Annotated in this window: 19 protein-coding genes; 10 read left to right on the forward strand and 9 right to left on the reverse strand. The window is 41.5% G+C overall.

Translation table 11 applies throughout. The annotated features are described in order from the left end of the window. Positions 1–128: 128 nt before the first annotated feature. On the reverse strand, positions 129–2,858 hold the full coding sequence (gene gyrA / locus AAEY93_RS03685) for a DNA gyrase subunit A (RefSeq protein ID WP_101031204.1): 2,730 nt from the start codon (positions 2,856–2,858) through the stop codon (positions 129–131). 388 nt (positions 2,859–3,246) lie between these two features. Between gyrA and ubiG the strand changes: the two genes are divergently transcribed. From ubiG to yfaE, 5 genes are all read left to right on the forward strand, one after another. Then, a complete protein-coding gene (gene ubiG, locus AAEY93_RS03690) occupies positions 3,247–3,969 on the forward strand; it encodes a bifunctional 2-polyprenyl-6-hydroxyphenol methylase/3-demethylubiquinol 3-O-methyltransferase UbiG (RefSeq protein ID WP_101031202.1) in 723 nt (240 codons plus the stop codon). Between the two features lie 125 nt (positions 3,970–4,094). Next, a complete protein-coding gene (locus tag AAEY93_RS03695) occupies positions 4,095–4,757 on the forward strand; it encodes an HAD family hydrolase (RefSeq protein WP_101031200.1) in 663 nt (220 codons plus the stop codon). Positions 4,758–5,335: 578 nt separating this feature from the next. Beyond that, positions 5,336–7,624, forward strand: a complete 2,289-nt coding sequence (nrdA, locus tag AAEY93_RS03700) for a class 1a ribonucleoside-diphosphate reductase subunit alpha (RefSeq protein WP_101031198.1) — start codon at positions 5,336–5,338, stop codon at positions 7,622–7,624. Between the two features lie 73 nt (positions 7,625–7,697). Next, positions 7,698–8,828, forward strand: coding sequence for a class Ia ribonucleoside-diphosphate reductase subunit beta (nrdB, locus tag AAEY93_RS03705; RefSeq protein WP_101031196.1), 1,131 nt, complete (start codon positions 7,698–7,700; stop codon positions 8,826–8,828). After that, positions 8,818–9,216: a class I ribonucleotide reductase maintenance protein YfaE gene (gene yfaE, locus AAEY93_RS03710; protein ID WP_101031194.1), complete on the forward strand. Its 399-nt coding sequence runs from the start codon at positions 8,818–8,820 to the stop codon at positions 9,214–9,216. Before nrdB ends, yfaE begins: the two co-directional genes overlap by 11 nt. Positions 9,217–9,238: 22 nt before the next feature. Here the strand turns inward: yfaE and AAEY93_RS03715 are convergent, their stop codons facing one another. The 3 genes from AAEY93_RS03715 to AAEY93_RS03725 all read right to left on the reverse strand — a co-directional run bounded on the left by AAEY93_RS03715 (position 9,239) and on the right by AAEY93_RS03725 (position 12,015). Next, positions 9,239–9,535 (reverse strand): hypothetical protein, encoded by a 297-nt coding sequence (locus AAEY93_RS03715; RefSeq protein ID WP_101031192.1) that lies wholly within the window; start codon positions 9,533–9,535, stop codon positions 9,239–9,241. A gap of 473 nt (positions 9,536–10,008) precedes the next feature. After that, on the reverse strand, positions 10,009–10,740 hold the full coding sequence (locus AAEY93_RS03720) for a hypothetical protein (protein WP_232772029.1): 732 nt from the start codon (positions 10,738–10,740) through the stop codon (positions 10,009–10,011). Positions 10,741–10,866: 126 nt separating this feature from the next. Next, a complete protein-coding gene (locus AAEY93_RS03725; protein WP_124013083.1) occupies positions 10,867–12,015 on the reverse strand; it encodes a BamA/TamA family outer membrane protein in 1,149 nt (382 codons plus the stop codon). Between the two features lie 584 nt (positions 12,016–12,599). Here AAEY93_RS03725 and AAEY93_RS03730 point away from each other — a divergent pair. Beyond that, complete coding sequence (locus tag AAEY93_RS03730) at positions 12,600–13,463, forward strand: PA4780 family RIO1-like protein kinase (protein ID WP_124013082.1); 864 nt, start codon at positions 12,600–12,602, stop codon at positions 13,461–13,463. 220 nt (positions 13,464–13,683) lie between these two features. On the opposite strand, the gene AAEY93_RS03735 is transcribed toward AAEY93_RS03730, so the two are convergent. After that, positions 13,684–13,977: a hypothetical protein gene (locus tag AAEY93_RS03735; protein WP_101031187.1), complete on the reverse strand. Its 294-nt coding sequence runs from the start codon at positions 13,975–13,977 to the stop codon at positions 13,684–13,686. Positions 13,978–14,269: 292 nt separating this feature from the next. On the opposite strand from AAEY93_RS03735, the gene AAEY93_RS03740 reads away from it, so the two are divergent. Next, positions 14,270–14,950 (forward strand): haloacid dehalogenase type II, encoded by a 681-nt coding sequence (locus AAEY93_RS03740; RefSeq protein ID WP_233768511.1) that lies wholly within the window; start codon positions 14,270–14,272, stop codon positions 14,948–14,950. 144 nt (positions 14,951–15,094) lie between these two features. After that, a complete protein-coding gene (gene yghU / locus AAEY93_RS03745; protein WP_124013080.1) occupies positions 15,095–15,952 on the forward strand; it encodes a glutathione-dependent disulfide-bond oxidoreductase in 858 nt (285 codons plus the stop codon). A 266-nt stretch (positions 15,953–16,218) separates the two neighbouring features. Here the strand turns inward: yghU and AAEY93_RS03750 are convergent, their stop codons facing one another. Beyond that, positions 16,219–18,234 (reverse strand): oxidoreductase, encoded by a 2,016-nt coding sequence (locus tag AAEY93_RS03750; RefSeq protein WP_101031181.1) that lies wholly within the window; start codon positions 18,232–18,234, stop codon positions 16,219–16,221. 163 nt (positions 18,235–18,397) lie between these two features. On the opposite strand from AAEY93_RS03750, the gene sppA reads away from it, so the two are divergent. Together sppA and ansA are read left to right on the forward strand one after the other, a co-directional pair. Next, the gene (sppA, locus tag AAEY93_RS03755) at positions 18,398–20,242 is read left to right on the forward strand and encodes a signal peptide peptidase SppA (protein ID WP_124013079.1); all 1,845 of its coding nucleotides are present in this window, start codon (positions 18,398–18,400) and stop codon (positions 20,240–20,242) included. Between the two features lie 154 nt (positions 20,243–20,396). Further along, positions 20,397–21,410, forward strand: a complete 1,014-nt coding sequence (ansA, locus tag AAEY93_RS03760) for an asparaginase (protein WP_101031178.1) — start codon at positions 20,397–20,399, stop codon at positions 21,408–21,410. A 130-nt stretch (positions 21,411–21,540) separates the two neighbouring features. Here ansA and AAEY93_RS03765 read toward each other — a convergent pair whose 3' ends face one another. The 3 genes from AAEY93_RS03765 to AAEY93_RS03775 are packed head-to-tail and all read right to left on the reverse strand — an operon-like array spanning position 21,541 to position 23,316. Further along, positions 21,541–21,822 carry a YeaC family protein gene (locus tag AAEY93_RS03765; RefSeq protein WP_101031176.1) on the reverse strand — a complete coding sequence of 94 codons (282 nt, stop codon included), beginning with the start codon at positions 21,820–21,822 and terminating at the stop codon, positions 21,541–21,543. Next, positions 21,819–22,136 (reverse strand): zinc ribbon domain-containing protein, encoded by a 318-nt coding sequence (locus tag AAEY93_RS03770; RefSeq protein WP_124013078.1) that lies wholly within the window; start codon positions 22,134–22,136, stop codon positions 21,819–21,821. Before AAEY93_RS03770 ends, AAEY93_RS03765 begins: the two co-directional genes overlap by 4 nt. Before the next feature lie 55 nt (positions 22,137–22,191). Beyond that, entirely contained in the window at positions 22,192–23,316 is a 1,125-nt protein-coding gene (locus AAEY93_RS03775) for a M14 family metallopeptidase (RefSeq protein WP_101031172.1), read from the reverse strand. Positions 23,317–23,377: the final 61 nt, after the last annotated feature.

Consider the following 23,377-nt stretch of genomic DNA (forward strand, 5'->3'; position numbering starts at 1 on the left):
ATAATAAGGATTTTACGGGGTGATGAATAGGCCTTTATTTACCTATTTTGATGAAATTTATTCCGTAATATAAAACGGGCGCCATTAAGGCGCCCGTTCGAGGAGAAATTGACAACAAGGGTAATAAATTACTCTTGTTCGTTTGCTCCGGTTTTGGCATCGTCTGGATCAGTTGATTCAACATCATCAGTTGATTCAGCATCGGTCACTTCAGCATCGATAACATCGCTTACTGGAATAACATTGCCTTCTTCGTCTAACAACTCTTCAGTTTGAATCTCTTCAATACGCTGTAAACCAACAACTTTCTCGTCTTCAGCTGTACGGATGATAGTCACACCTTGAGTGTTACGACCAATAATTGATACGCCTTCAGCAGGCGTTCGCACTAAGGTGCCTTTATTACTGATCAACATGATTTCGTCAAAAGTGCCAACTTGAACGGCACCGACTACTTCACCATTACGCTCGCTTACCTTAATCGATACCACACCTTTAGTGCCGCGACTCTTCGCTGGGTATTCATCCAACTCGGTACGTTTACCGTAACCGTTTTCAGTTATGGTTAAAATCGCACCGTCAACTTTAGGCACTATTAACGATACCACTTTTTGGCCCGCATCAAGCTTAATACCACGAACACCGGTTGCAGTACGGCCCATTGGGCGTAGCGCAATGATTTCTTCGCCCGTTTCAGCATCAATCTTCACTTCACCGGTTTCAGAATCACGCGCTTTCTCATTAAAGCGAACCACTTTACCTACATTAGAGAACAACATAATGTCGTTACTGCCGTCAGTAATATCGACGCCAATTAATTGATCACCGTCTTTTAGGTTTACAGCAATAATCCCGTTTGAACGTGGGTTGCTGTAAGCTGTTAATGCTGTTTTCTTAACCGTGCCATGCGCTGTTGCCATGATGATAAATTTATCATCAGCATATTCACGTACCGGCAGAATTGCCGTAATGTGCTCACCGTCAGAAAGTGGTAATAAGTTAACAATAGGACGTCCACGAGCAGTACGACTCGCTAATGGTAATTGATACACTTTTAACCAATACATTTTACCAAAGTCAGAGAAGCAGAGAATCGTGTCATGGGTGTTTGCCACCAATAACTTTTCAACAAAGTCTTCATCTTTTACTTTAGTTGCCGCTTTGCCTTTACCACCACGACGCTGTGCTTGGTAGTCAGACAAGACTTGGTATTTTGCATAACCTAAGTGAGATAAGGTCACGACAACGTCTTCTTCATTGATTAAGTCTTCAAGACTCATATCAATTTCATTAGCGTTGATAATCGTGCGACGTTCATCACCGTATTGCTCAAGAATTTCTTCTAGTTCTTCTTTAATCACTTCCATCAAACGCGATGGAGTACGAAGAATGAATAACAAACCCGCAATCAGAACTAAAAGCTCTTCATATTCAGCTAGAATCTTGTCATGTTCTAGACCGGTTAAACGGTGCAGACGTAATTCAAGAATCGCTTGTGCTTGATGCTCGGTTAAATAGTACTGACCATCACGGATGCCATACTGTGGTTCTAACCATTCTGGACGCGCAGCATCATCGCCCGCTTTTTCAAGCATGCCTTGTACATTACCTAACACCCAACCTTGTGCCACTAATTTAGCTTTGGCTTCAGCAGGTGTAGGAGAGGCTTTAATTAACGCAATAATCGGATCGATGTTAGCCAGTGCAATGGCGAGTGCTTCAAGAATATGAGCACGGTCGCGGGCTTTACGCAGTTCAAATACGGTACGGCGCGTAACCACTTCACGACGGTGAAGAATAAAACACTCAAGCATTTCTTTAAGGTTAAACAGCTTAGGCTGACCGTTCGTCAATGCCACCATGTTGATACCAAAAGAACACTGCATTTGTGTTTGAGAATATAAGTTGTTTAGTACAACCTCACCCACTTCACCGCGTTTGATTTCAATAACAATACGCATACCGTCTTTATCAGACTCATCGCGTAGGCCACTGATACCTTCTAATTTCTTATCTTTTACAAGCTCGGCAATTTTTTCAATCAAACGGGCTTTGTTAACTTGATATGGAATTTCATGAACAATAATACGTTCACGACCATTCTCTTCCGTTTCAATGTCAGCTTTAGAGCGCATGATAGCGCGGCCACGACCGGTGTTGTAAGCATCAATAATGCCTTTGCGACCGTTAATTGATGCTGCCGTTGGAAAATCTGGACCTGGAATGTATTCCATTAACTGTTCAATCGATAAACTTGGATCGTCGATTAACGCCAAACAGCCTTTCACTACTTCTGTTAAGTTGTGAGGTGGAATGTTAGTGGCCATACCGACTGCAATACCAGATGAACCATTGATTAATAGGTTCGGTACGCGTGTTGGTAATACCGCAGGGATCATCTCTGTGCCGTCATAGTTAGGCACAAAATCAACGGTTTCTTTTTCAAGGTCCGCTAATAATGAATGCGCCAACTTTTGCATACGAATTTCGGTATAACGCATCGCCGCAGCAGAGTCACCATCGACCGAACCAAAGTTTCCTTGTCCGTCTACTAATGTGTAGCGTAGCGAGAACGGTTGCGCCATACGTACAATTGTATCGTATACAGCGGTATCACCATGGGGGTGATACTTACCAATTACGTCACCAACGACACGAGCGGATTTTTTATATGGTTTGTTCCAATCGTTTTTTAATTCGCTCATGGCGAACAATACCCGACGGTGAACGGGTTTTAAACCGTCACGGACGTCAGGTAATGCACGACCTACAATTACGCTCATTGCGTAATCAAGGTAAGAATTCTTAAGTTCGTCTTCGATGTTAATTGGCGAAATAGATGATGCCAGATCAGTCATAAACTGCGCGTTCCCCTAAAGTGAGCTGACAATAAAACTTAGATATTATTATCTAGCTTAAAAACGTGATTTGGCATTCTAACACAGATATTTAATGTCGCCAGAACTAAGACCTGCCAAATGCTCTATCACTATTAATAATTACAAAAAAGCTAACATTTTCAGATAATTTAGTTTATTCGTTGGCTAATATATGGCTAAATTTTAGCAAGAATAAAACGCCACTTGCTGATGCTTTAAGCACTTAAGCGCACAAAATGATAATCCACCGCACTTAAATGGATGTTTTATGAGCAAGCGTGACCGGAGAAAGCCATTGTTGACTACTATTCACCAAGGTTATCGCTATAATAGCGACCATACTTTCATTAAACACTTAGGTTAAGTTATGTCACATGCTGAACAATCGACACCCAATGTAGATCCGCTAGAGATCGCAAAATTTGAAGCCATGGCGCAAACATGGTGGGATCTCAATGGTGAGTTCAAGCCATTACACTTACTTAATCCACTGCGTTTAAACTACATTGACCAAACCGCTGACGGCATTTTCGATAAGAAAGTCTTAGATGTCGGTTGTGGTGGCGGCATTTTATCCGAAAGCATGGCGCGCCTAGGTGCCCACGTTGATGGTATTGATATGGGTACTGAGCCGCTTGAAGTGGCAAAACTGCACGCATTAGAGTCTGGCGTGTCAGTTAATTATCTTAAAACAACTGCCGAAGCACACAGCGATAGCCACCGCGAGTATTACGATGTGGTGACTTGCATGGAAATGCTCGAACATGTACCCGATCCACAATCGGTTATCCAAGCATGTTGTGACATGGTTAAACCCAATGGCTTTGTGTTTATCTCCACCATTAACCGCAATATGATGTCATACCTGCAGACCATTATCGGTGCTGAATATTTATTGAAAATGCTCCCGGTTGGCACCCACGACCACAGTAAGTTTATTCGTCCATCTGAACTAATGGCATTAGTCGATAATACCGACTTATTGTGCAAGGATGCATTAGGGATTACGTACAACCCGTTGTCAGGAGTGTTTAAGTACACTAACAGTGTTGATGTTAATTATATGATAGCCACCCAAAAAATTGATTAATCATCCTGGTGACTCTTTTCAACGTTTTAATGTATGTGAACCAGAGTAGCGTTACTTCCTGCCAATAACGCTATAAAGGTGCATACATGATTCTATTATTATTGACTCTTGTTAGGAGCTAGCCTTTGCATAAGCAAGATATAAAAGGGGTACTATTTGATTTAGACGGTACTTTAGCCGACACAGCCCCTGATTTAGTCCAAGCATTAAATCTCAGTTTGGACGAAGCCGGTTTTAATGTCCAAACGCTTGAAACGATGCGCCATGCGGCGTCACACGGCAGTTTATATTTAGTTAAAACGGCTATTCCGCACGCCGAGGAACGAGTACAAATTGCTATTCAGCAAGCACTACTTCGCTATTATGCCCAGATAAATGGCGATCACAGCCGCTTGTTCGACGACTTACCCGAACTCTTATCGCTGTTAGATTCACAAGCCATTCCTTACGGTGTGGTCACCAATAAGCCGGCTCGATTTGCCCGGCCATTAGTTGCAAAGCTGGGCTTAACCGATAAACTTAAAACCATGATCAGTGGTGATAGTACCCGTTATTCAAAACCTCATACCGCACCGATGTTTTTAGCCGCACAACAAATCGCCATTGCCCCTCAAAGTATTTTATACCTCGGAGATGCCGAACGAGATTTAGTTGCGGCCCACAATGCGAGTATGTTGGGTGGCGTTGCCTTGTGGGGATATTTGTCCGCTACTGACAAACCTGACACATGGCCTGCTGGCAGACAATTTGAACACGGTGCATCACTGAAACAATTTTTCACTGAATAAGGCGATTTTGTTGTATTTGAGTCACCGGTTAATTGGCACCATTTTGGGGTAAATAATCAATATTTTTGAATAAATGATTAGTATGCTGATCATCTCTGGTCACACGATCAAAATCAACCAAAGATCAACCTATAAACCAGCAATATTTTTTGATCGCTGTTTATTTTAGCGATCAAATCTTTCTTATTTGATGGTTTAAAAAATATCATTTATCAAAAACACTTTATAAATTTGGGCTCTAGGGTTAGTTGTCACTAACCCTACCGTTTATCCTCAAGTTATCCACAAGAAGTTAATTAAATTGTGGCTTGCAAAAATCCCCAAACCTCACTATCTTGTATCTAAGATTTTAAATAACACCATATCTTGTGTGTGACTGGCAATCAAAACACTACGCACCTGCATTACAAGGACGTAGTCGATAAGTGAATGTACTGGTATTTTACTACCATGTTGTGAGTACTTTCAGCTTGATTGTTTAACATGGAATTGTTTTGTAACTGATTCAGATCGAATCAAGTTACATGGTATCCAACAACAGATCACATGATTAGATATAGAACCAAGGCCTCTCTTCAATGAATAGCAATATGACAGTCACCAAGCGCAGCGGCGAACGTGAATCGATCGATTTAGATAAAATTCATCGCGTGATCACTTGGGCAGCCAATGGATTAAAAAACGTCTCAGTATCTGAAGTAGAACTTCGATCTCACCTGCAGTTTTTCGACGGCATTCCAACAGAAGCCATTCATGAAACGATTATAAAAGCCGCAGCTGATTTGATCTCTCCGGAGTCCCCAGATTACCAATTTTTGGCCGCGCGTTTAGCCGTATTCCATTTACGTAAAAAGGCTTTTGGTCAATTTGAGCCGCCTAAATTATATGACCATGTCACCAAGTTAGTCGAAATGGGTAAATATGATATGCATATCATGGCTGACTATAGCCGTGAAGAATTAGACATTCTTGATAGCTATATTGATCACTGGCGTGACATGAACTTCTCTTATGCCGCGGTAAAGCAACTTGAAGGTAAATACCTGGTTCAAAACCGTGTGACCCATGAGATGTATGAAAGCGCGCAGTTTTTATATATTTTAGTGGCCGCATGTTTGTTTGCGCGTTACCCAAAAGAAATCCGCTTGAAGTACATTAAAGATTTCTATGACGCGACGTCTTTGTTTAAGATTTCTCTGCCAACGCCAATCATGGCCGGTGTACGAACGCCTACTCGTCAGTTCAGCTCATGTGTATTGATTGAGTGTGATGACAGCTTGGATTCAATCAATGCTACGGCATCGTCAATCGTTAAATATGTCAGCCAACGTGCTGGTATTGGTATTAATGCCGGTCGTATTCGTGCATTAGGCAGCCCTATACGCGGCGGTGAAGCATTCCACACGGGTTGTTTACCATTTTATAAGTATTTCCAAACAGCGGTGAAGTCTTGTTCTCAAGGCGGCGTACGCGGTGGTGCAGCAACGCTGTTCTATCCGTTATGGCATCTCGAAGTTGAATCGCTATTAGTGCTGAAAAACAACCGGGGTGTTGACGACAACCGTGTACGTCATCTTGACTACGGCGTACAGTTAAACAAATTAATGTACCAACGCTTAATCAAAGGCGAAAACATTAGCTTGTTCAGCCCATCAGATGTGCCGGGTCTTTATGATGCCTTCTTTGAAGACCAAGTAGAATTTGAACGTTTATACTTGCAGTACGAACAAGACAGCAGTATCCGTAAAAAACAGATTAAAGCCGTTGAGCTGTTTTCATTGATGATGCAGGAACGAGCCTCTACAGGTCGTATCTATATTCAAAACGTCGATCACTGTAATACCCACAGCCCATTTGACTCTAAAGTGGCGCCGATTAAGCAATCTAATTTGTGTTTAGAAATTGCCTTACCGACTAAGCCGTTAACTAACATTGACGATCCAGACGGTGAAATCGCCTTATGTACCTTGTCAGCGCTTAACTTAGGCGCGATTACCGACTTATCTGAACTTGAGCCGTTAGCTGATTTAGCGGTACGTGCGTTAGATAACTTACTTGATTACCAAGATTACCCAATAAAAGCGGCTCAAACGAGCTCGATGAATCGCCGTACGCTTGGTATTGGTGTGATTAACTTTGCTAACTACTTAGCTAAAAACGGTAAAAAGTATTCCGACGGTTCAGCAAACAACCTGACCCATAAGACCTTTGAAGCTATCCAGTTCTATTTACTGAAAGCGTCAATGAACTTAGCTAAAGAAAAAGGTGCCTGTCCGTTATTTCACGAGACCACCTACTCGAAGGGTATTTTACCCATCGATACCTATAAACGTGATTTAGACAAGATTTGTGACGAACCATTACACATGGATTGGGAAGGTTTACGTAGCGACATAAAACAGTACGGTTTACGTAACTCAACCTTGTCAGCATTAATGCCGTCAGAAACCTCATCGCAAATTTCAAACGCGACCAATGGTATCGAACCACCACGTGGCTTAATCAGCGTGAAAGCCAGTAAAGATGGCCAGTTAAAGCAAGTCGTTCCAGACTTTGAGCTGCTTAAAGACAAGTACGAACTGCTGTGGAATATGCCAAACAACGATGGTTACATCCAACTTGTTGGTTTAATGCAGAAGTTTATTGACCAAGCTATTTCTGCCAACACTAATTATGACCCAAGCCGTTTTGAAGGCGGTCGTGTGCCAATGCAGACCTTGCTAAAAGACTTGTTAAGTGTGTACAAACTGGGCATTAAAACATTGTATTATCATAATACACGCGATGGTGCTTCGGATCAGTTTGACGACATTATTGCTGTCGAAGAAGAAGACGATGACTGCGCCGGCGGTGCGTGTAAAATCTAATCATCACTTTATCTCTATTTAGCGGGGGATAATCCCCGCTTTGTGAAAAATGCGTTTTCAGGACACCTAAATAATGGCTTACTCTACATTTTGTCAAACACCTAACGATGCAACCAAAGAACCTATGTTTTTCGGGCAATCAGTTAATGTGGCACGCTACGATCAACAAAAATATGAAGTCTTTGAAAAACTGATTGAAAAGCAATTAAGTTTTTTCTGGCGTCCAGAAGAAGTTGATGTCAGCCGTGACAAAATTGATTTCGGTGATTTACCTGAACACGAAAAGCACATTTTCCTGTCAAACCTGAAATATCAAACCTTACTTGACTCTATTCAAGGCCGCTCACCAAATGTGGCATTTTTGCCATTGGTATCGCTACCAGAATTAGAGACGTGGATTGAAACATGGTCGTTTTCTGAAACGATTCACTCACGCTCTTACACTCATATTATTCGTAATATTGTCAATGACCCATCCGTGGTGTTTGACGATATCGTGCAAAATGACGAAATATTGAAACGTGCCGGTGACATTGCCGCTTATTACGATGATCTGATTAAACTGACCCAGATTAATAACCTGTTAGGTGAAGGTACTCATGTTATCGACGGCGAAGAAATCACCGTTAATTCACGTATCCTGAAAAAATCACTGTATTTATGCATGATGTCGGTTAACGCCTTAGAAGCTATCCGCTTCTATGTCAGCTTTGCCTGTTCATTTGCCTTTGCTGAACGTCGTGTTATGGAAGGTAATGCCAAAATCATCCGCTTAATTGCCCGTGATGAAGCGTTACATCTCAATGGGACACAACATATTATCGCCTTGATGCAAGGTGGCAAAGACGACCCAGAAATGGCAGAGATTGCTATTGAGTGTAAGCAACAAGCTTATGACTTGTTCGTCAAAGCAGCAGAACAAGAAAAAGAGTGGGCTAAATACTTATTTAAAGACGGATCAATGATTGGCCTAAATGAACCGATCCTATGTCAGTACGTTGAATTTATTACTAACCAAAGAATGAAATCAGTACATTTGCCTCAGCCTTATGAAGAACGGTCTAACCCACTACCCTGGATGAAAAATTGGTTAGAAAGTGATGCAGTACAAGTGGCCCCACAGGAAGTAGAGGTGTCATCTTATCTTGTTGGCCAAATCGATTCTTCTGTAAATAGCGATGAGTTTTTAGATTTTGACCTATAAAAAACTTTTCAAAAAATCGCCAATTGTAAGCTTGAAAGGACAGCCGATTATTTTATTTGACGGCCAACATTCAAGCTTACTAGAAGCGCTTGAGTCGAAAAAAGTAAACGTGTTTTCAGAATGTCGTAACGGATTTTGTGGCGCATGTAAAACCACCGTAATATCTGGTGAAGTAAACTACCTATCAGAGCCTCTTGCAGAACTCAAATCCGACGAGTGCCTACCCTGCTGTTGTGTGCCTAATGGCGATTTAAACCTCAAACTCTCTACTGAGGGAGTCGAAGTCGTTGCTAAGCGACAATACGCTTCGGTAAATGACAGCCATACACTCACAACAGCATTAACCCAACAATTACAGATTAATCCCAAACGGGCTCTTGACCGTTAATCTATCAGCCCTTCAACACCCGTTATATATTCAGGGCAAAGCTTAACAACACCCGTTTACCAGACTCAATCTTAGTGACGTTATGCTCATACTTATCAGGACGAAATAAATACACCCGCCCCCATAAATTCACTATGCATTTAGCACAGCTAAACACCCCACCCACTTTAGGTTGGACTATTACGAGGTTCAGTTTGTAATAACGACCTTGTTGCACCGGATCGGTATGGGTCATCACTTGATGATGAGTATGATAGGTCACCCAATTTATCGACAACATACGGCTGCTTAAAATGGCTTTGTTAATCACGTTTGCCATATTCACTCCAATGAAAATATTTGCAACAGATTATATCGACTCAATAAAAAATTGGGGCCATATTCACCAGCTAAAATCGTCTAAGATAGACGAGGCGCTTCTGGATGCTTAGTGACAGAAATGCCATCCATCATAGGGGAAAAGGAACACGGTTAGCGTCAGAGGGATAGTGCAGAAAAGAAGACCATTATTGAATGGGTTAAATGACTAATACCTAATACCTAATTCCTAATTCACACTATCAATCCATAGCGACCATGAACCACTCTTAATCCCTGACGCATTAATCGCTAACGGATCAATCCTAACGAATTAATCAAATTGACTCTCCCGTCATCAACGACAATCTAACGCTTGTTAACTAATCTCAACTCGCGATAAACGATGGGATAAACGATGGGATAAATAAGCCAATATGACAATATTTGACCTATTTAACCTATTTGATAACCGTTTATATCCCGAGTTCAAGATTAACTGTTTGTCATTGTATCGCAAGAATCGTCATAACTATCCAGCTCAATAATACCTTGCAGGATCATGCCGTGATAATGGGCTTTTACCAGTTGATAATTCATGCTCGGCGCAAAAAAATAAGTCACCTCTTCAGCCCCTGTTTGCTCAACCGGTATAAGCTGTATTTCTCCCCAGGGCGCTATGGTAGCGGTTAATTTGTCTTTAACGTAGAACTGATAGGGTTCAATCGCATCAGAGGCTTGCCTTATTAGCGCAAATTGCTGTCGACCTCGAAGCACGTTTTCACGTATTTGGATCGCCAAAGTGTCCACATCTCTTAATGGTATGGTCTTTGATGCATAATTATCGATGTCCCCATCAATATCAACACGAGATTTAAGGCCATGGTTGTCAAAAGTCACTCGCATGTCTCGAGAGCGAAAACCAGTTACCTGTTGATGAAAATTATCGGTTAACCATTCGTTGCGATCAGTTGACCACGATAACTCGGTACGCTGTTGATATTGAGTGCCAATACCTAAAATGCTGGCTTTACTTTTTGAGGTGATAACGGCAGATTTACCCTGCCAGTGCTCAGTCCGAGTCATTTCTCCCATATGTAATCCACTGAGATAAATAGAATAATCAAAGCTGCGCTGACATTTTTGCTCAACGTCACTCGCCAATACGCTATTACTGTGCAGTAAACCACTTGAAAGACCGACTATTATCAGTATTCTAGTGGCCATTACACAAGCTTTGGTCGACATGCTGAGATTGCAATATCTTGTCAGCATAAGTTTTATTTGCGCCATTAATGTCATCATCAGAGAAAGCTTTTCACTTTTTGCTCTTACCTTAAAAATAGTGTTAGCTTAAAAAACTTCATTCACATTTAAGTAGAAGTTAGTTTCATTTTCACCCACCCCGACATCAAAACGTAAATTAATATTATCTTTAATTCTAAATCGAAATCCAGTGCCGTAGGCCGTTAATAACATATCGGTTAGCTCACTGACTTTAGGTGCGACACTACCAACAGCGCCCCAAAATACCATGCCATAACGTTGGAACACTGGTAAGCGATATTCAACTTGCCCCATCATCATTTGCTCATCTCGGTAGCGACCTCTAATGTAACCCCGCATCGCATTAGAGCCACCCAAATCGGGTAATAAGTTCCAAGGTACGTCACCACTGGTAAGATGCCCTTGAACTTGCCAAGCGACTAAACCCGGTGTTGAACCTAAGTCTATATAGTTCGCTAATTCAATATTATAAGTAGAAAACGAATCGAATTGATCATTTTGATATAATCCCGCATCAACCTGAAATAACCACCCTTCTGTCGCGTTTAAACGGTAATCTCTTGAATCATAAATACTGGTGACGACAATGCCAGAACTAAAATTATCGGGCAGAATGGTATTTGAATCCACAGGTGCCTCTGTTGCGACTAATTCTAAACTGTCTGCACTTGTGTAAATAAAGTCAGCACCCACGCCAATAAAATAGTGGCTGGCAATTTCGGTCATCCAGCGAGGCTTAAAGCTATACAATTGTTCATTAAACTCATGATGATTGAGATCTTGATCGCCTTGTTCAATCCCTACTCCATAATAAACTGCCGCTTCATTATGCAGTTCTAAGTCAAGCAACAACCGCTGCTTGCCTTGGTTTAAAAAAGTCATATTTTCAACTTGAACGCCATAGGATTGATTTATAGAAGCAAATGAATTCAATACCAGTGATGAGGGTTGTTCTGCACTCGTCGCATTATCGGTTTTATATAACCCCACCATTAATAACCCCACGCCAAACTTTTTCTCTGGGGTGTAATAAGCCGTTGGTAAATAGCTCATATCAATGACTTTAGTGTCATCGAACTCACCATCTGCCCCAAAAACTGACAAAATGTTATCAATCCATGTTGGTTCCATGTCTTGGGGGGTGTCAAATAAAGGTTCAACTGCAAGGGCGGTATTAGAAAAAACAAATAGTGCTAGAAGTAAGGTCCGTTTCATAAAAACTCTATTAAAATATTGAAGAATTAAGCTCGCACGATGATTTCTATGGCAAACTTTTGAATTATTGTGCTGTCAGTTAAGCCCACAGCGTTGAGTATAAAGGGTTGTTGCCGATGAAAATAATTTCAAAAAACACATTTTTAATAACAATCAATTCATCAAAGATTATCCTATCCACCACTGAATACTTACTGAATAAAAACTTAACCCTTACTGAAGAACAAGGTTATCAGATATTGAATTTAACGCTGACCGCCACACCTAGCGTTAGCCTGGACATGCAATCTACAGCAACCTTCTTTATCCGTTGATACCACTATGCTAAAGAATGCGAAAGAATATACCACATTTAGCACCCAATATTGACGATAGATCAATATCCAACAGATCCGTCTCACTTGGTAAAAAAATCAAAATTATCTATATTTAGGTGACTTGTTACAACATTTTAATCCATTAGACAAGAGTGTATAGGCTCAAATTTAGTGCAAATAAGCCTCATTTAATCTGTGACCTATCAGCAAGTAAAAATTATGCCCTTAGATATATCATCCAGCGCGCAACTAAGGTATAAAGTCGTTATGAAAACGCCTATAAGATTACAACCACTGGTTGACGATGGTCTCGTCGATGAAGTGATAAGCCAACTCATGAGTGGCAAAGAAGCTACCGTCTATATGATCCTATGTGGCGATGAGATCCGCTGCGCCAAAGTGTATAAGGAAGCCACTAAACGCAGTTTTAAAAAAGCAGCACAATATCAAGAAGGTCGAAAAACTAAAAATAGTCGTCGTGGACGAGCCATGGAAAAAGGCTCTAAATACGGCCGTGAAGAGCAAGAAAAAGCATGGCAAAATGCCGAAGTGGACGCGTTATACAAATGCGCCGCCGCTAAAATTAGAGTACCAGTGCCTTATGGTTGCTTTGATGGGGTGTTATTGATGGAGTTGATCACCAACGTCCACGGTGATGTTGCCCCTCGATTAAATGACATTACCCAGATGAGTGCAGAGCAAGCACAAACCCAACATCGCATCATGATGGGCTATGTTGTGCGGATGTTATGTGCAGGCATTGTCCATGGGGATTTATCCGAATTCAATGTGCTGGTCGACAAGAATGGGCCGGTGATCATTGATCTGCCCCAAGCAGTTGATGCATCGGCAAACAATAATGCCAAAGCTATGTTATTCCGTGATGTGAATAATATGACCGACTACTATTCACAATTTGCTCCAGAATTAGCCATAACCAAATATGCTAAAGAAATGTGGGCTTTGTATGAACAAGGTGAATTAACACCTGAGACGCCATTAACCGGTGAGTTTGAAGATGATACAACCGCAGCCGATGTTGACTCTGTTTTAGAAGAAATTAACGCCGCATTTGAAGAAGCCCAAGAAAGGCGCGAGCGCTTGAACGAAGCACAAAGCGACGAGTATTAACCTAAGCGTTTACTCACGATAGTCTCATCAGATAATGCTGGTGGCTCGTTAACAATACCAAGCCTGACTTAACTAAAGCTCAGGCTTTTTATTACCCGTTTGAAACACCATATCAAGGCCAACGTTATCCCAAGGTCAGTCATTATTTAATCTTAACTCGGGATAGCGATGGGATAAATGATGACATTCGAATAATAACGGCCATAGTGAAATATATTGATCACTCTTTCGCTGGTACTAGCTTACTTTTAAACACCCCATAAAAGGCAATACAGGCACCCGCAAGACCTAAAAATGAGCATACTAAGCGATAGTCACTGTTGTCGAGAAAGAAGTTAGCCACACTGAAGATCAACAAAATGGCTAAGCCAACATTTTTGGTCATCATCATTTTAGGTTCAAACATTAGCCATTGTTCACATTTAGGGCATTGTGTTTCAACACCATGCTTGCCTTTTCGTACTTGTTTAAGTGCTTTTCGAGCAAATACAGCCTGACAACTAGGACATTCCATTCTACATCACCTTTCATAATTTTTAATCAATATAATACAATGTATTAACTCAACATTAAAGTTTCTCATTCCACGCCTGTACAGCAAAGTAAAGCAAAGGTCATTAACAATTCAACTATTTGGAACGTTCGTTCAAGATAGCCATTGAACGAATGATATAGTTAGTTTATAGTTTAGGGAATGCAGCACATTGTGAGCGGGCTAACCCGCCTGAGATGTGTATATTATCGACTAGTATATCAAATTCACTGAGCTTGATCGCTTAACTCAACACACAAATGGAGCACTGAATATGCATAAAATGATTGGATTTGATGTTTATGGCACATTAGTGGATCCGGTGGATATGGGTCAACATCTGCAGGAATTGATTGGCGATAAGGCACAAGAATTTGGTCAACTCTGGCACGATAAAAAAGTCGAATATGCATTTCGCCGCGGCTTAATGCAGCAATATGAAGATTTCGGTGTCTGTACCCATCAGGCATTGCAATATTGCTTGTCGGTTTTCAATGTCACACTATCTGCCCGTGCGCAACAGGAATTACTGGCAAAATTTAGTCAACTAACCGCCTTTGAAGACGTTATTCCTGGACTCGCACTACTGCGTAATCAAGGCCATACCCTGGCCGCATTTTCAAATGGCCCTGAAGTCGCGGTTCGTACGTTAATGCAAAATTCAGGTGTATTACCTCAATTACATGACGTCATCAGCGTTGACGACATACACACCTTTAAACCTGACCCTGCCGTTTACCATTATTTAATGACTCGCACACAATCCGAACCACATCATTGTTGGATGGTGTCCAGTAATCCATGGGATGTTATCGGTGCAAAAGCGGCAGGACTAAAAACGGCTTGGATCCAACGCGACAGTAAAAAAGTATTTGATCCCTGGGGCATCGAACCTGACTTAACCGTAACCAATTTAATTGAATTAAGTGAACAGCTCGATGCAATAAATAACTGAGATGCTGCATTAAAAAATAAAAGCATAACTCATAAGAGTTGATGCTAATACAATCAATCTAGACACGCTACACTAACAATCTTGTGCTAAGCGCATTTTAACTTTGTATCAGTAACCTTAGACAGGTTGCCACGAGGAAATTTTATGAGTAATGAATACACCCCACCTAACGTTTGGGTAAATAATACCAATGGTGGTAACAAGTGGGCAAACATCAATAGCCCAGAATCGGGTGCAAGATCGAATAAAGTACTACCAATAGGTAAGCATTCTTTACAGCTTTATTCCCTTGGCACACCAAACGGACAAAAAGTGACGATTCTTTTAGAAGAACTGCTTGCTTTAGGTATTAAAGAAGCGGAATACGATGCTTATCTCATTAATATCGGCGAAAGTGATCAGTTTTCGTCTGGGTTTGTTGATGTAAATCCAAACTCAAAAATTCCTGCCTTATTAGATAAATCAGCTGATGAAGACCTTAACGTATTTGAATCTGCTTCAATTCTGGTTCATTTAGCAGAGAAATTTGACCAGTTCCTGCCTAAAGATGGCAAAGCAAGAACCCAAACATTTAACTGGTTATTCTGGGCGCAAGGCTCGGCCCCTTTCCTCGGTGGCGGGTTTGGTCACTTTTACGCTTATGCCGATGAAAAACAGGAATACCCTATAAACCGTTTTGCCATGGAAGTTAAGCGCCAATTAGATGTGTTGGATAAGCAACTGGCAAAAAACACCTTTATTGCTGGTGAAGAATATAGCATTGCAGATATCGCTATTTGGCCGTGGTACGGCAATTTAGTCTTGGGTAATTTATACAGCGCCGCCGAGTTTTTAGACGTCGCCAGCTACAAGAATGTCATGCGCTGGGCCAGTGAGATATTAGCGCGCCCAGCAGTGCAACGTGGCAAAATGGTTAACACAACATGGGGCGAACCATGGGAAATGTTACCTGAACGCCACAGTGCAGCAGACATTGATGCAGTATTGGCCTTAAAACCTTAAGCATTGATGCGACTAAGCGACTGCGGATTTATCAAAATAGTGATCAATATTTCAATCATGTCGATAGTCAAATGATGTAACAAGATCACTCATCAGTTGCTCAGATTAGTATTGTCATTGTCATTGTCATTGTCAGTAGGCTAGTCGCCATTAGACTTTGCCAATGTAAACATTAAAAAAGCCTTCTGAATAACAGAAGGCTTTTTAGTTTATGCTATCGTATTCTGAAATGGATTACGCCATTCTAACGGCACATCCAATCTGGTTTAAATACTCATCGCAAGCTCTGCGCCTTGGCGTATTGCGCGTTTAGCATCTAATTCAGCAGCAACATCTACCCCACCAATTAAATGAACAGGTAACCCACTGGCTTTCATTTCATCAACCAGACTGAGGTTAGACATTTGTCCTGCACACAACACCACATTATCGACAGCCAGAATTTCAGATTGTTCGCCGATGGTAATGTGTAGCCCTTGCTCGTCGAATTTTTCGTAGTTGACGCCTGTTTTCATATGAACTTGATGCTGTTTTAACACATTGCGATGGATCCAACCGGTTGTTTTACCTAATCCTTTACCCATTTTAGTTGTTTTACGTTGCAATAAATACACTTCACGGCCAGGGACATGATCGGCTTTTTCAGTTAATCCGCCAGCATGCTGATAGGTTTTATCAATGCCCCATTGTTTTAACCATTTATCAGGTTGCAAGGTACTCGATTCTAATTCACATAAAAAATGCGCTATATCAAAACCTATGCCGCCAGCACCAATTAACGCCACTTTTTTACCAATTTCAACTTGGCCAGTTAATACTTGTTGATAATCGACCACTTTAGGGTTATCGAAACCCGGTAATGTCAAAGCTCGTGGCACCACACCAGAGGCAATGACAATTTCATCAAATTTTTCAGTCGCTAATACCGCTGCATCTAATTTGGTGTTTAAGCGTAACTCAACATTATGCAGCTTAATTTGATTGACAAAATAACGAATGGTTTCGTTAAACTCTTCTTTACCCGGGATTTTACGCGCTAAGTTAAACTGACCGCCGACTTCAGATTTGGCTTCAAACAGTACCACTTCATGACCACGAGATGCTGCATAGACAGAGAAAGCCATCCCTGCAGGGCCCGCACCCATCACAGCGATTCGTTTCTTATTGGCTGTGGGGGTAAAATTAATTTCGGTTTCATAGCAGGCTCGAGGATTCACTAAGCAGGTTGCCCGTTTCATCGAAAAAGTATGGTCCAAACACGCCTGGTTACACCCAATGCAAGTGTTAATCAATTCTGGCGTATTAGCTGCCGCTTTATTGACAAAGTCAGCATCAGCTAAAAATGGACGCGCCATCGACACCATATCAGCTTGACCAGATGCAATAATCGCCTCGCCTATTTCTGGAGTATTAATCCGGTTTGTGGCAATTAATGGTACCTTTACTTCAGCTTTGAGTTTTTCAGTCACCCAAGAAAATGCACCACGGGGCACATTAGTCGAAATCGTTGGTACACGCGCTTCATGCCAACCAATACCGGTATTAATAATACTAACACCCGCTTGTTCAAGCGATTTGGCTAGCTGAACCACTTCGTCCCACGTTGAGCCATTGTCGACTAAGTCGAGCATCGATAAGCGGAACACAATAATAAAATCACTGCCGACCTTCTGACGAATAGCGTTAACTATTTCAATTGGGAATTTAACCCGGTTCTCATAACTTCCGCCCCATTCATCGGTGCGTTTATTGGTGCGAGAACTGATAAATTGGTTGATCAAATACCCTTCTGACCCCATCACTTCAACGCCATCATAGCCAGCTTTTTTAGCTAAAGCGGCGCTGGTTGCATAATCTTTAACAGTAGAACGTACTTGACGAGCAGACATAGCTGAAGGGGTAAACGGCGTGATCGGCGATTTTACTTTGCTCGGTGCTAAGCTAAAAGGATGATAGCTATAACGGCCAGCATGCAATATTTGCATACAAATTTTCCCGCCAGCCTCATGCACAGCATCGGTAACAATTTTATGTTTACCCACTTGCCAAGAAAAGCTTAATTGACAGGCGTGTGGTGCTAAACGTCCACGTAAATTAGGCGCAATACCACCAGTGACAATTAAGCCTACGCCACCTTGAGCACGTTCTTTATAAAACGCTGCCAGTTTCTCAAATCCGCCTTTTTCTTCTTCTAACCCCGTGTGCATTGAGCCCATCAACACGCGGTTTTTCAGCTGTGTAAAGCCGAGATCTAAAGGTTCTAATAAGTGTGGAAACGACATTCAAACATCCTTTTTAAACAAGTGATTTAATCCAGCATACCCCGACAGTAAATTTTGCTCAATCATTTAAACGATTGTTTGATAAAAACCTTTACAATTCAATTTCACATTTATATTGATTTTCAGTTAGGATGATGACATTAGACTGATAAAGGAGTGGCAAATGTCCGCTAAACCCTCGTTTTTAAAAAGGATGTTTTTACTGTTATGGAATACAGTAAATGGTATCCGTAAGTTAATCATCAACGTTATATTTTTTGGTTTGTTGGCCGTAATAGCCGTCGCGATACTCAACAGTGAAGATGACATTATCATCGAAGATCAATCAGCCTTAGTGTTGAATTTGTCTGGGAGCATAGTGGATCAAAAACATTATGTAGATCCCATTGAAATGGCATTTAGCCAAGGGCAAGCTAATGATCCAGAAGGTGAAATTTTATTAGCGGATCTACTTTATACTATTAATAACGCCACTGAAGATGCCCGAATCAACAGTATCGTATTAGATTTAGGAAATCTTCAAGATGCCGGGATCAGTAAAATGACCGCCATTGGTAACGCATTAAAGCAATTTAAAGCCGCCAATAAATCGGTTATTGCCATGGCTAATGGTTATGATCAAAACCAATATTTTTTAGCCAGTTTTGCAGATAAAATTTACCTTAATAACCAAGGTATGGTGTCGCTAGATGGCTTGAGTCGTTACCGCTTATATTACAAATCTGCACTGGAAAAACTGAAAATCACCACTCACGTATTTCGAGTGGGTACGTTTAAATCTGCCGTAGAACCTTTTATTCGTGACGATATGTCCGATGCAGATAAAGTAGCCAGTAAAGTATTGTTAAACGATATTTGGCAAAGCTACTCAACTATTGTTGCCAGCAACCGTCAAATAGGCCCAGATCAATTAGTGTTAGGCACAGATGAGTACCTCGCTGAGCTGGATAAAGCGCAAGGTGATAGTGCCCAAATGGCGGTAAACATGAAATGGGTTGACGAGCTTGTTTCTGCTGATGCGTTCCGTGTTGCCATGATAGAACGGGTTGGCAGTGATAAGGAAGGTAAAAACTTTAAACAAATTAGTTATAATAATTACCGTTCGTTAACCGCACCGACACCTAAGTTTGTTAAAAATGATTCCATTGCCATTATTGTTGCAAAAGGCACTATCCTTAACGGTAAACAACCTGCTGGACAAATTGGTGGCGAAAGCACCTCCAAACTCCTTATGCGAGCACGCTTTGACGATAAAGTAAAAGCTGTGGTACTTAGGGTTGATAGCCCTGGTGGTAGTGCATTTGCATCAGAGCAAATCCGTCAAGAAGTGTTAGCGCTAAAAGCGGCAGGTAAACCTGTTGTGGTTAGCATGGGTAGCCTTGCTGCATCAGGCGGGTATTGGATATCAGCCAGTGCCGACTATATTGTCGCAACACCGACAACCCTTACAGGTTCAATTGGTATTTTTGGTATGTTTGCCACATTTGAGCAAGCACTTAATCATATTGGTGTCACCTCTGATGGTGTTGCAACATCTGATTGGGCTGGATTATCGCCGGTTCGTGAATTAAGCCCAAAAGTGGCTACCGTAATACAACGTCATATCGAACGGGGTTATCATGAGTTTATTTCTCTGGTGGCTAAAGAGCGTCATATGACGCTAGAGCAAGTAGACAACATTGCTCAAGGCCGAGTATGGACGGGAAAACGTGCATTAACGCTAGGACTAGTTGATGAGCTCGGAGACATGGAGCTGGCGTTAGCTAAAGCGGCTGATTTAGCTAAAATGGACAAGTTCGACGTTAAAGTGATCGAGCAAGAGCTTAGCGCTGAACAGCAAATTATGCAGCAAATTATGGGGGCGAGTGCCGCTTACGTGCCTGATAGTGTCCGTCAAACCAGTGTCGTCGAGCAATTTATTAAACATTGGGCCGGCGCATTTGAAACATTATCAATGTTTGATGACCCTAATCATGTCTATATGTATTGCGAAAACTGTAATTACTAATCAATTAGCAATCAATTAGTAATCAATTATATGAACGCAATATGAAGATTATTCAAAAAAAGCCTGCTTAGCAGGCTTTTTTATTGGGGATCGGTAAATAAACTCGTATAATTTACATAATCTACAATAGTTGTTTAATAAGAGTCCTATATTTATGACAAATCGTTCGATTTACGTAGCCTATACAGGCGGTACTATTGGGATGCAAAAAACAGCCAATGGATTTGCGCCAGTGGCAGGATTCTTGACTGATTGCGTTCAGTCAATGCCCGAGTTTTATCATGATGAAATGCCCCACTTTGTCATTCATGAATACAGCCCTTTGATTGACTCGTCCAACATGGCACCACCTGATTGGCAATTGATTGCGAACGACATTCAAGCCAACTATGACAAGTACGATGGTTTTGTGATTTTACATGGTACAGACACCATGGCTTATACCGCTTCTGCGCTATCATTTATGTTGCAAGGTCTATCAAAACCGGTGATCGTAACGGGTTCACAGATCCCCCTTGCACAATTACGATCTGACGGTCAAACCAATCTGCTCAATTCGTTGTATATAGCAGCGAATTACCCTGTAGCTGAAGTATGTTTGTTCTTTAATAACAAGTTGTTTCGCGGTAATCGCTCAACTAAGGCTCATGCCGATGGCTTTGATGCATTTGCATCACCTAACTTCCCGATGCTACTTGAAGCGGGAATTAAAATTAATCTTAAAGCAGGTAAAATCACTAAGCCAACGGGCGCTCCTTTAGAGGTTGTCACTATCAGCCCTCAACCCGTGGGTGTGGTCACGCTTTACCCTGGTATCTCAACTGATATTTTTAATAATATTTTACAGCAACCAGTAAAAGCACTGATCTTATTAACTTTTGGTGTCGGTAATGCACCACAAGATAAAAAATTACTTGAAACCCTTAAACAAGCTGACGAACGCGGGATTGTATTGGTGAATTTAACCCAGTGTTTCCAAGGCAAAGTCAATATGGCCGGCTATGCTACTGGCAATGCGTTAGCGCAAGCAGGGGTGATCGGCGGTGCCGATATGACGGTTGAAGCGGCATTGGCAAAACTGCATTATTTGTTGTCCATTGGATTAACCTCAGCGCAAATCAAACAACGTATGCAGCAAAATTTAATTGGTGAACTGACGATTGACTAGTTAACGTTTTTATAGCTAACGTTGTGAATTGCGAAACGATGTAATCGCTAAACAAAAGATAAAAATGCGGGCTAATTAGCTCGCATTTTTTATGCTTTAATTTGATTAATATCGATTAATCAGCATGGGATTATAAATCAGCGGCTTTAAACTCGGCAATGGGATCACCTTTAAACTGTCTTTTCAGCTCTGATTTGGATAACTCATTAATATTACCACCAGCTGCGATAGTAAAATGTTCAGTTTGCTGAAGCTTACGCGCTTGGTATAACATCACCACTTGTAAAGTCGACTCACGCTGTTGCTCAGTTAATACCGTGCCATCATCCCACTTACCTAGCTCGGTTGCAGACAACATGCGCAGGTAGACTTCTTCAGGCATTTCATCAATGACTTTATTGATATCATTCATACTGATTTCCGTTTATGTAATACAATTCTGACCCGGGTAACAAGATACCCCGAAAAGCCAACTACAAAGCTTGCAATCGCGATATAAGAAGTTACCCCTTGTGCGGGCTCTCCTCCCCAAAACCACACGACAACCCCCGCAATAAATAATGTCAAAAAAATAAAACTGTGGGTCATTAAGCTGTTTGACCGCTCAATGTGACTGATAACGGTTAAAGACTCAGTATTACCACTCAAGTCAGTTTTGCAATGCTGGCATTGCTTAGCCTTACTCGAAATACGTTTTTGACATTTGGGGCATGCAATTAACGCCATAATTCACTTTACCTGTTCGATCATTTACAGCTAATATTAACCGCTGCTGTGGAGATTATAATTGATCAACCACTGCTAACATAGCCACTAAAGACGCTTCACCTAAATATACGCAGCGCTCAGGAGACCAGCCCACAAAAGGATCGGCTAAATTGGCATTGTCTTTAAATGGCATCTCTAACGTATTGGATAAACAACTGAACGTATTGGCTACCCAGTTAGAACCCACAGTTAAATTCGCTTTACCTGGCTCATCTTTATCGTAACCAAACTCTGTTTGGAAATCAGCACTGGCAATGGTCAATGCACTGAGAAATTGCTGCTGTAATGCGGCCATTTTATCATTGTAGTTTGGTACGCCTTCGCAACCGGCAAGGAACACAAAAGGTAGACCTTCATCACCGTGAACATCGTAAAATAAATCAACACCTGTTTGGTGCATCTTATTGACCACATAATACACCTCAGGACTTTTCTCTAAGCTGGGTGTTTGCCATTCACGATTTAGGTTGGTGCCAACCGCATTGGTGCGTAAATGACCGCGAGCACTCCCATCTGGGTTCATATTCGGCACAATATAGAAATTGGCTTGGTCTAATAAAGCTTTCGAGGTTGGACAATCGCTATCGAGTAGTTGATTTAACAATCCTTCGACTAACCACTCAGCCATGGTTTCACCTGGGTGTTGACGCGCGGTAATCCAAATATTCTTTTTTTCTGGGTTTGCATCACCAATTTTAAGCAAGGTCATGTCGCGGCCATCGAGGGTTAAGCCGAGGTGCTCAAGACTGACTGCAGGATGTAATTGGACTTCACTGATTAAATCTAAATGACGTTCGTAGCTGTAAGGTGCAAAGTAGGCAATTTGAATCGCTTCACAATCTAGCTCAGCTTGGATGGTTAACTTGCCATCGGCATATTGAGTCGGCAATCGGAACCAAGTCTGACGATCATAGCTAGCAACTGCTTGATAATCTTCCCAACCTTTTGGGTAAGATGCGTTACCTGCATTAACAATATTCACGGTATAAGTCTGGCCGACTTCGCCTTCTAAACGAAAGTTAAACCATTGATAAAACTCACCACCGAAATCGGGACGAATGGCGACTTGTATATCGTCATGTTGGTCGAGGTTAATGACGTCAATGTTGCCGCCGTCAAAGTTTGCTGTGATCCGCATTAGGTTATCCTTTATGTGCTTGCACTTATTTTATCGGCTTAATAATGCCTGATTTTATAGG

Source organism: Shewanella sp. CAL98-MNA-CIBAN-0140, assembly GCF_040309905.1.
Classification (GTDB): Bacteria; Pseudomonadota; Gammaproteobacteria; order Enterobacterales; family Shewanellaceae; genus Shewanella; species Shewanella psychromarinicola.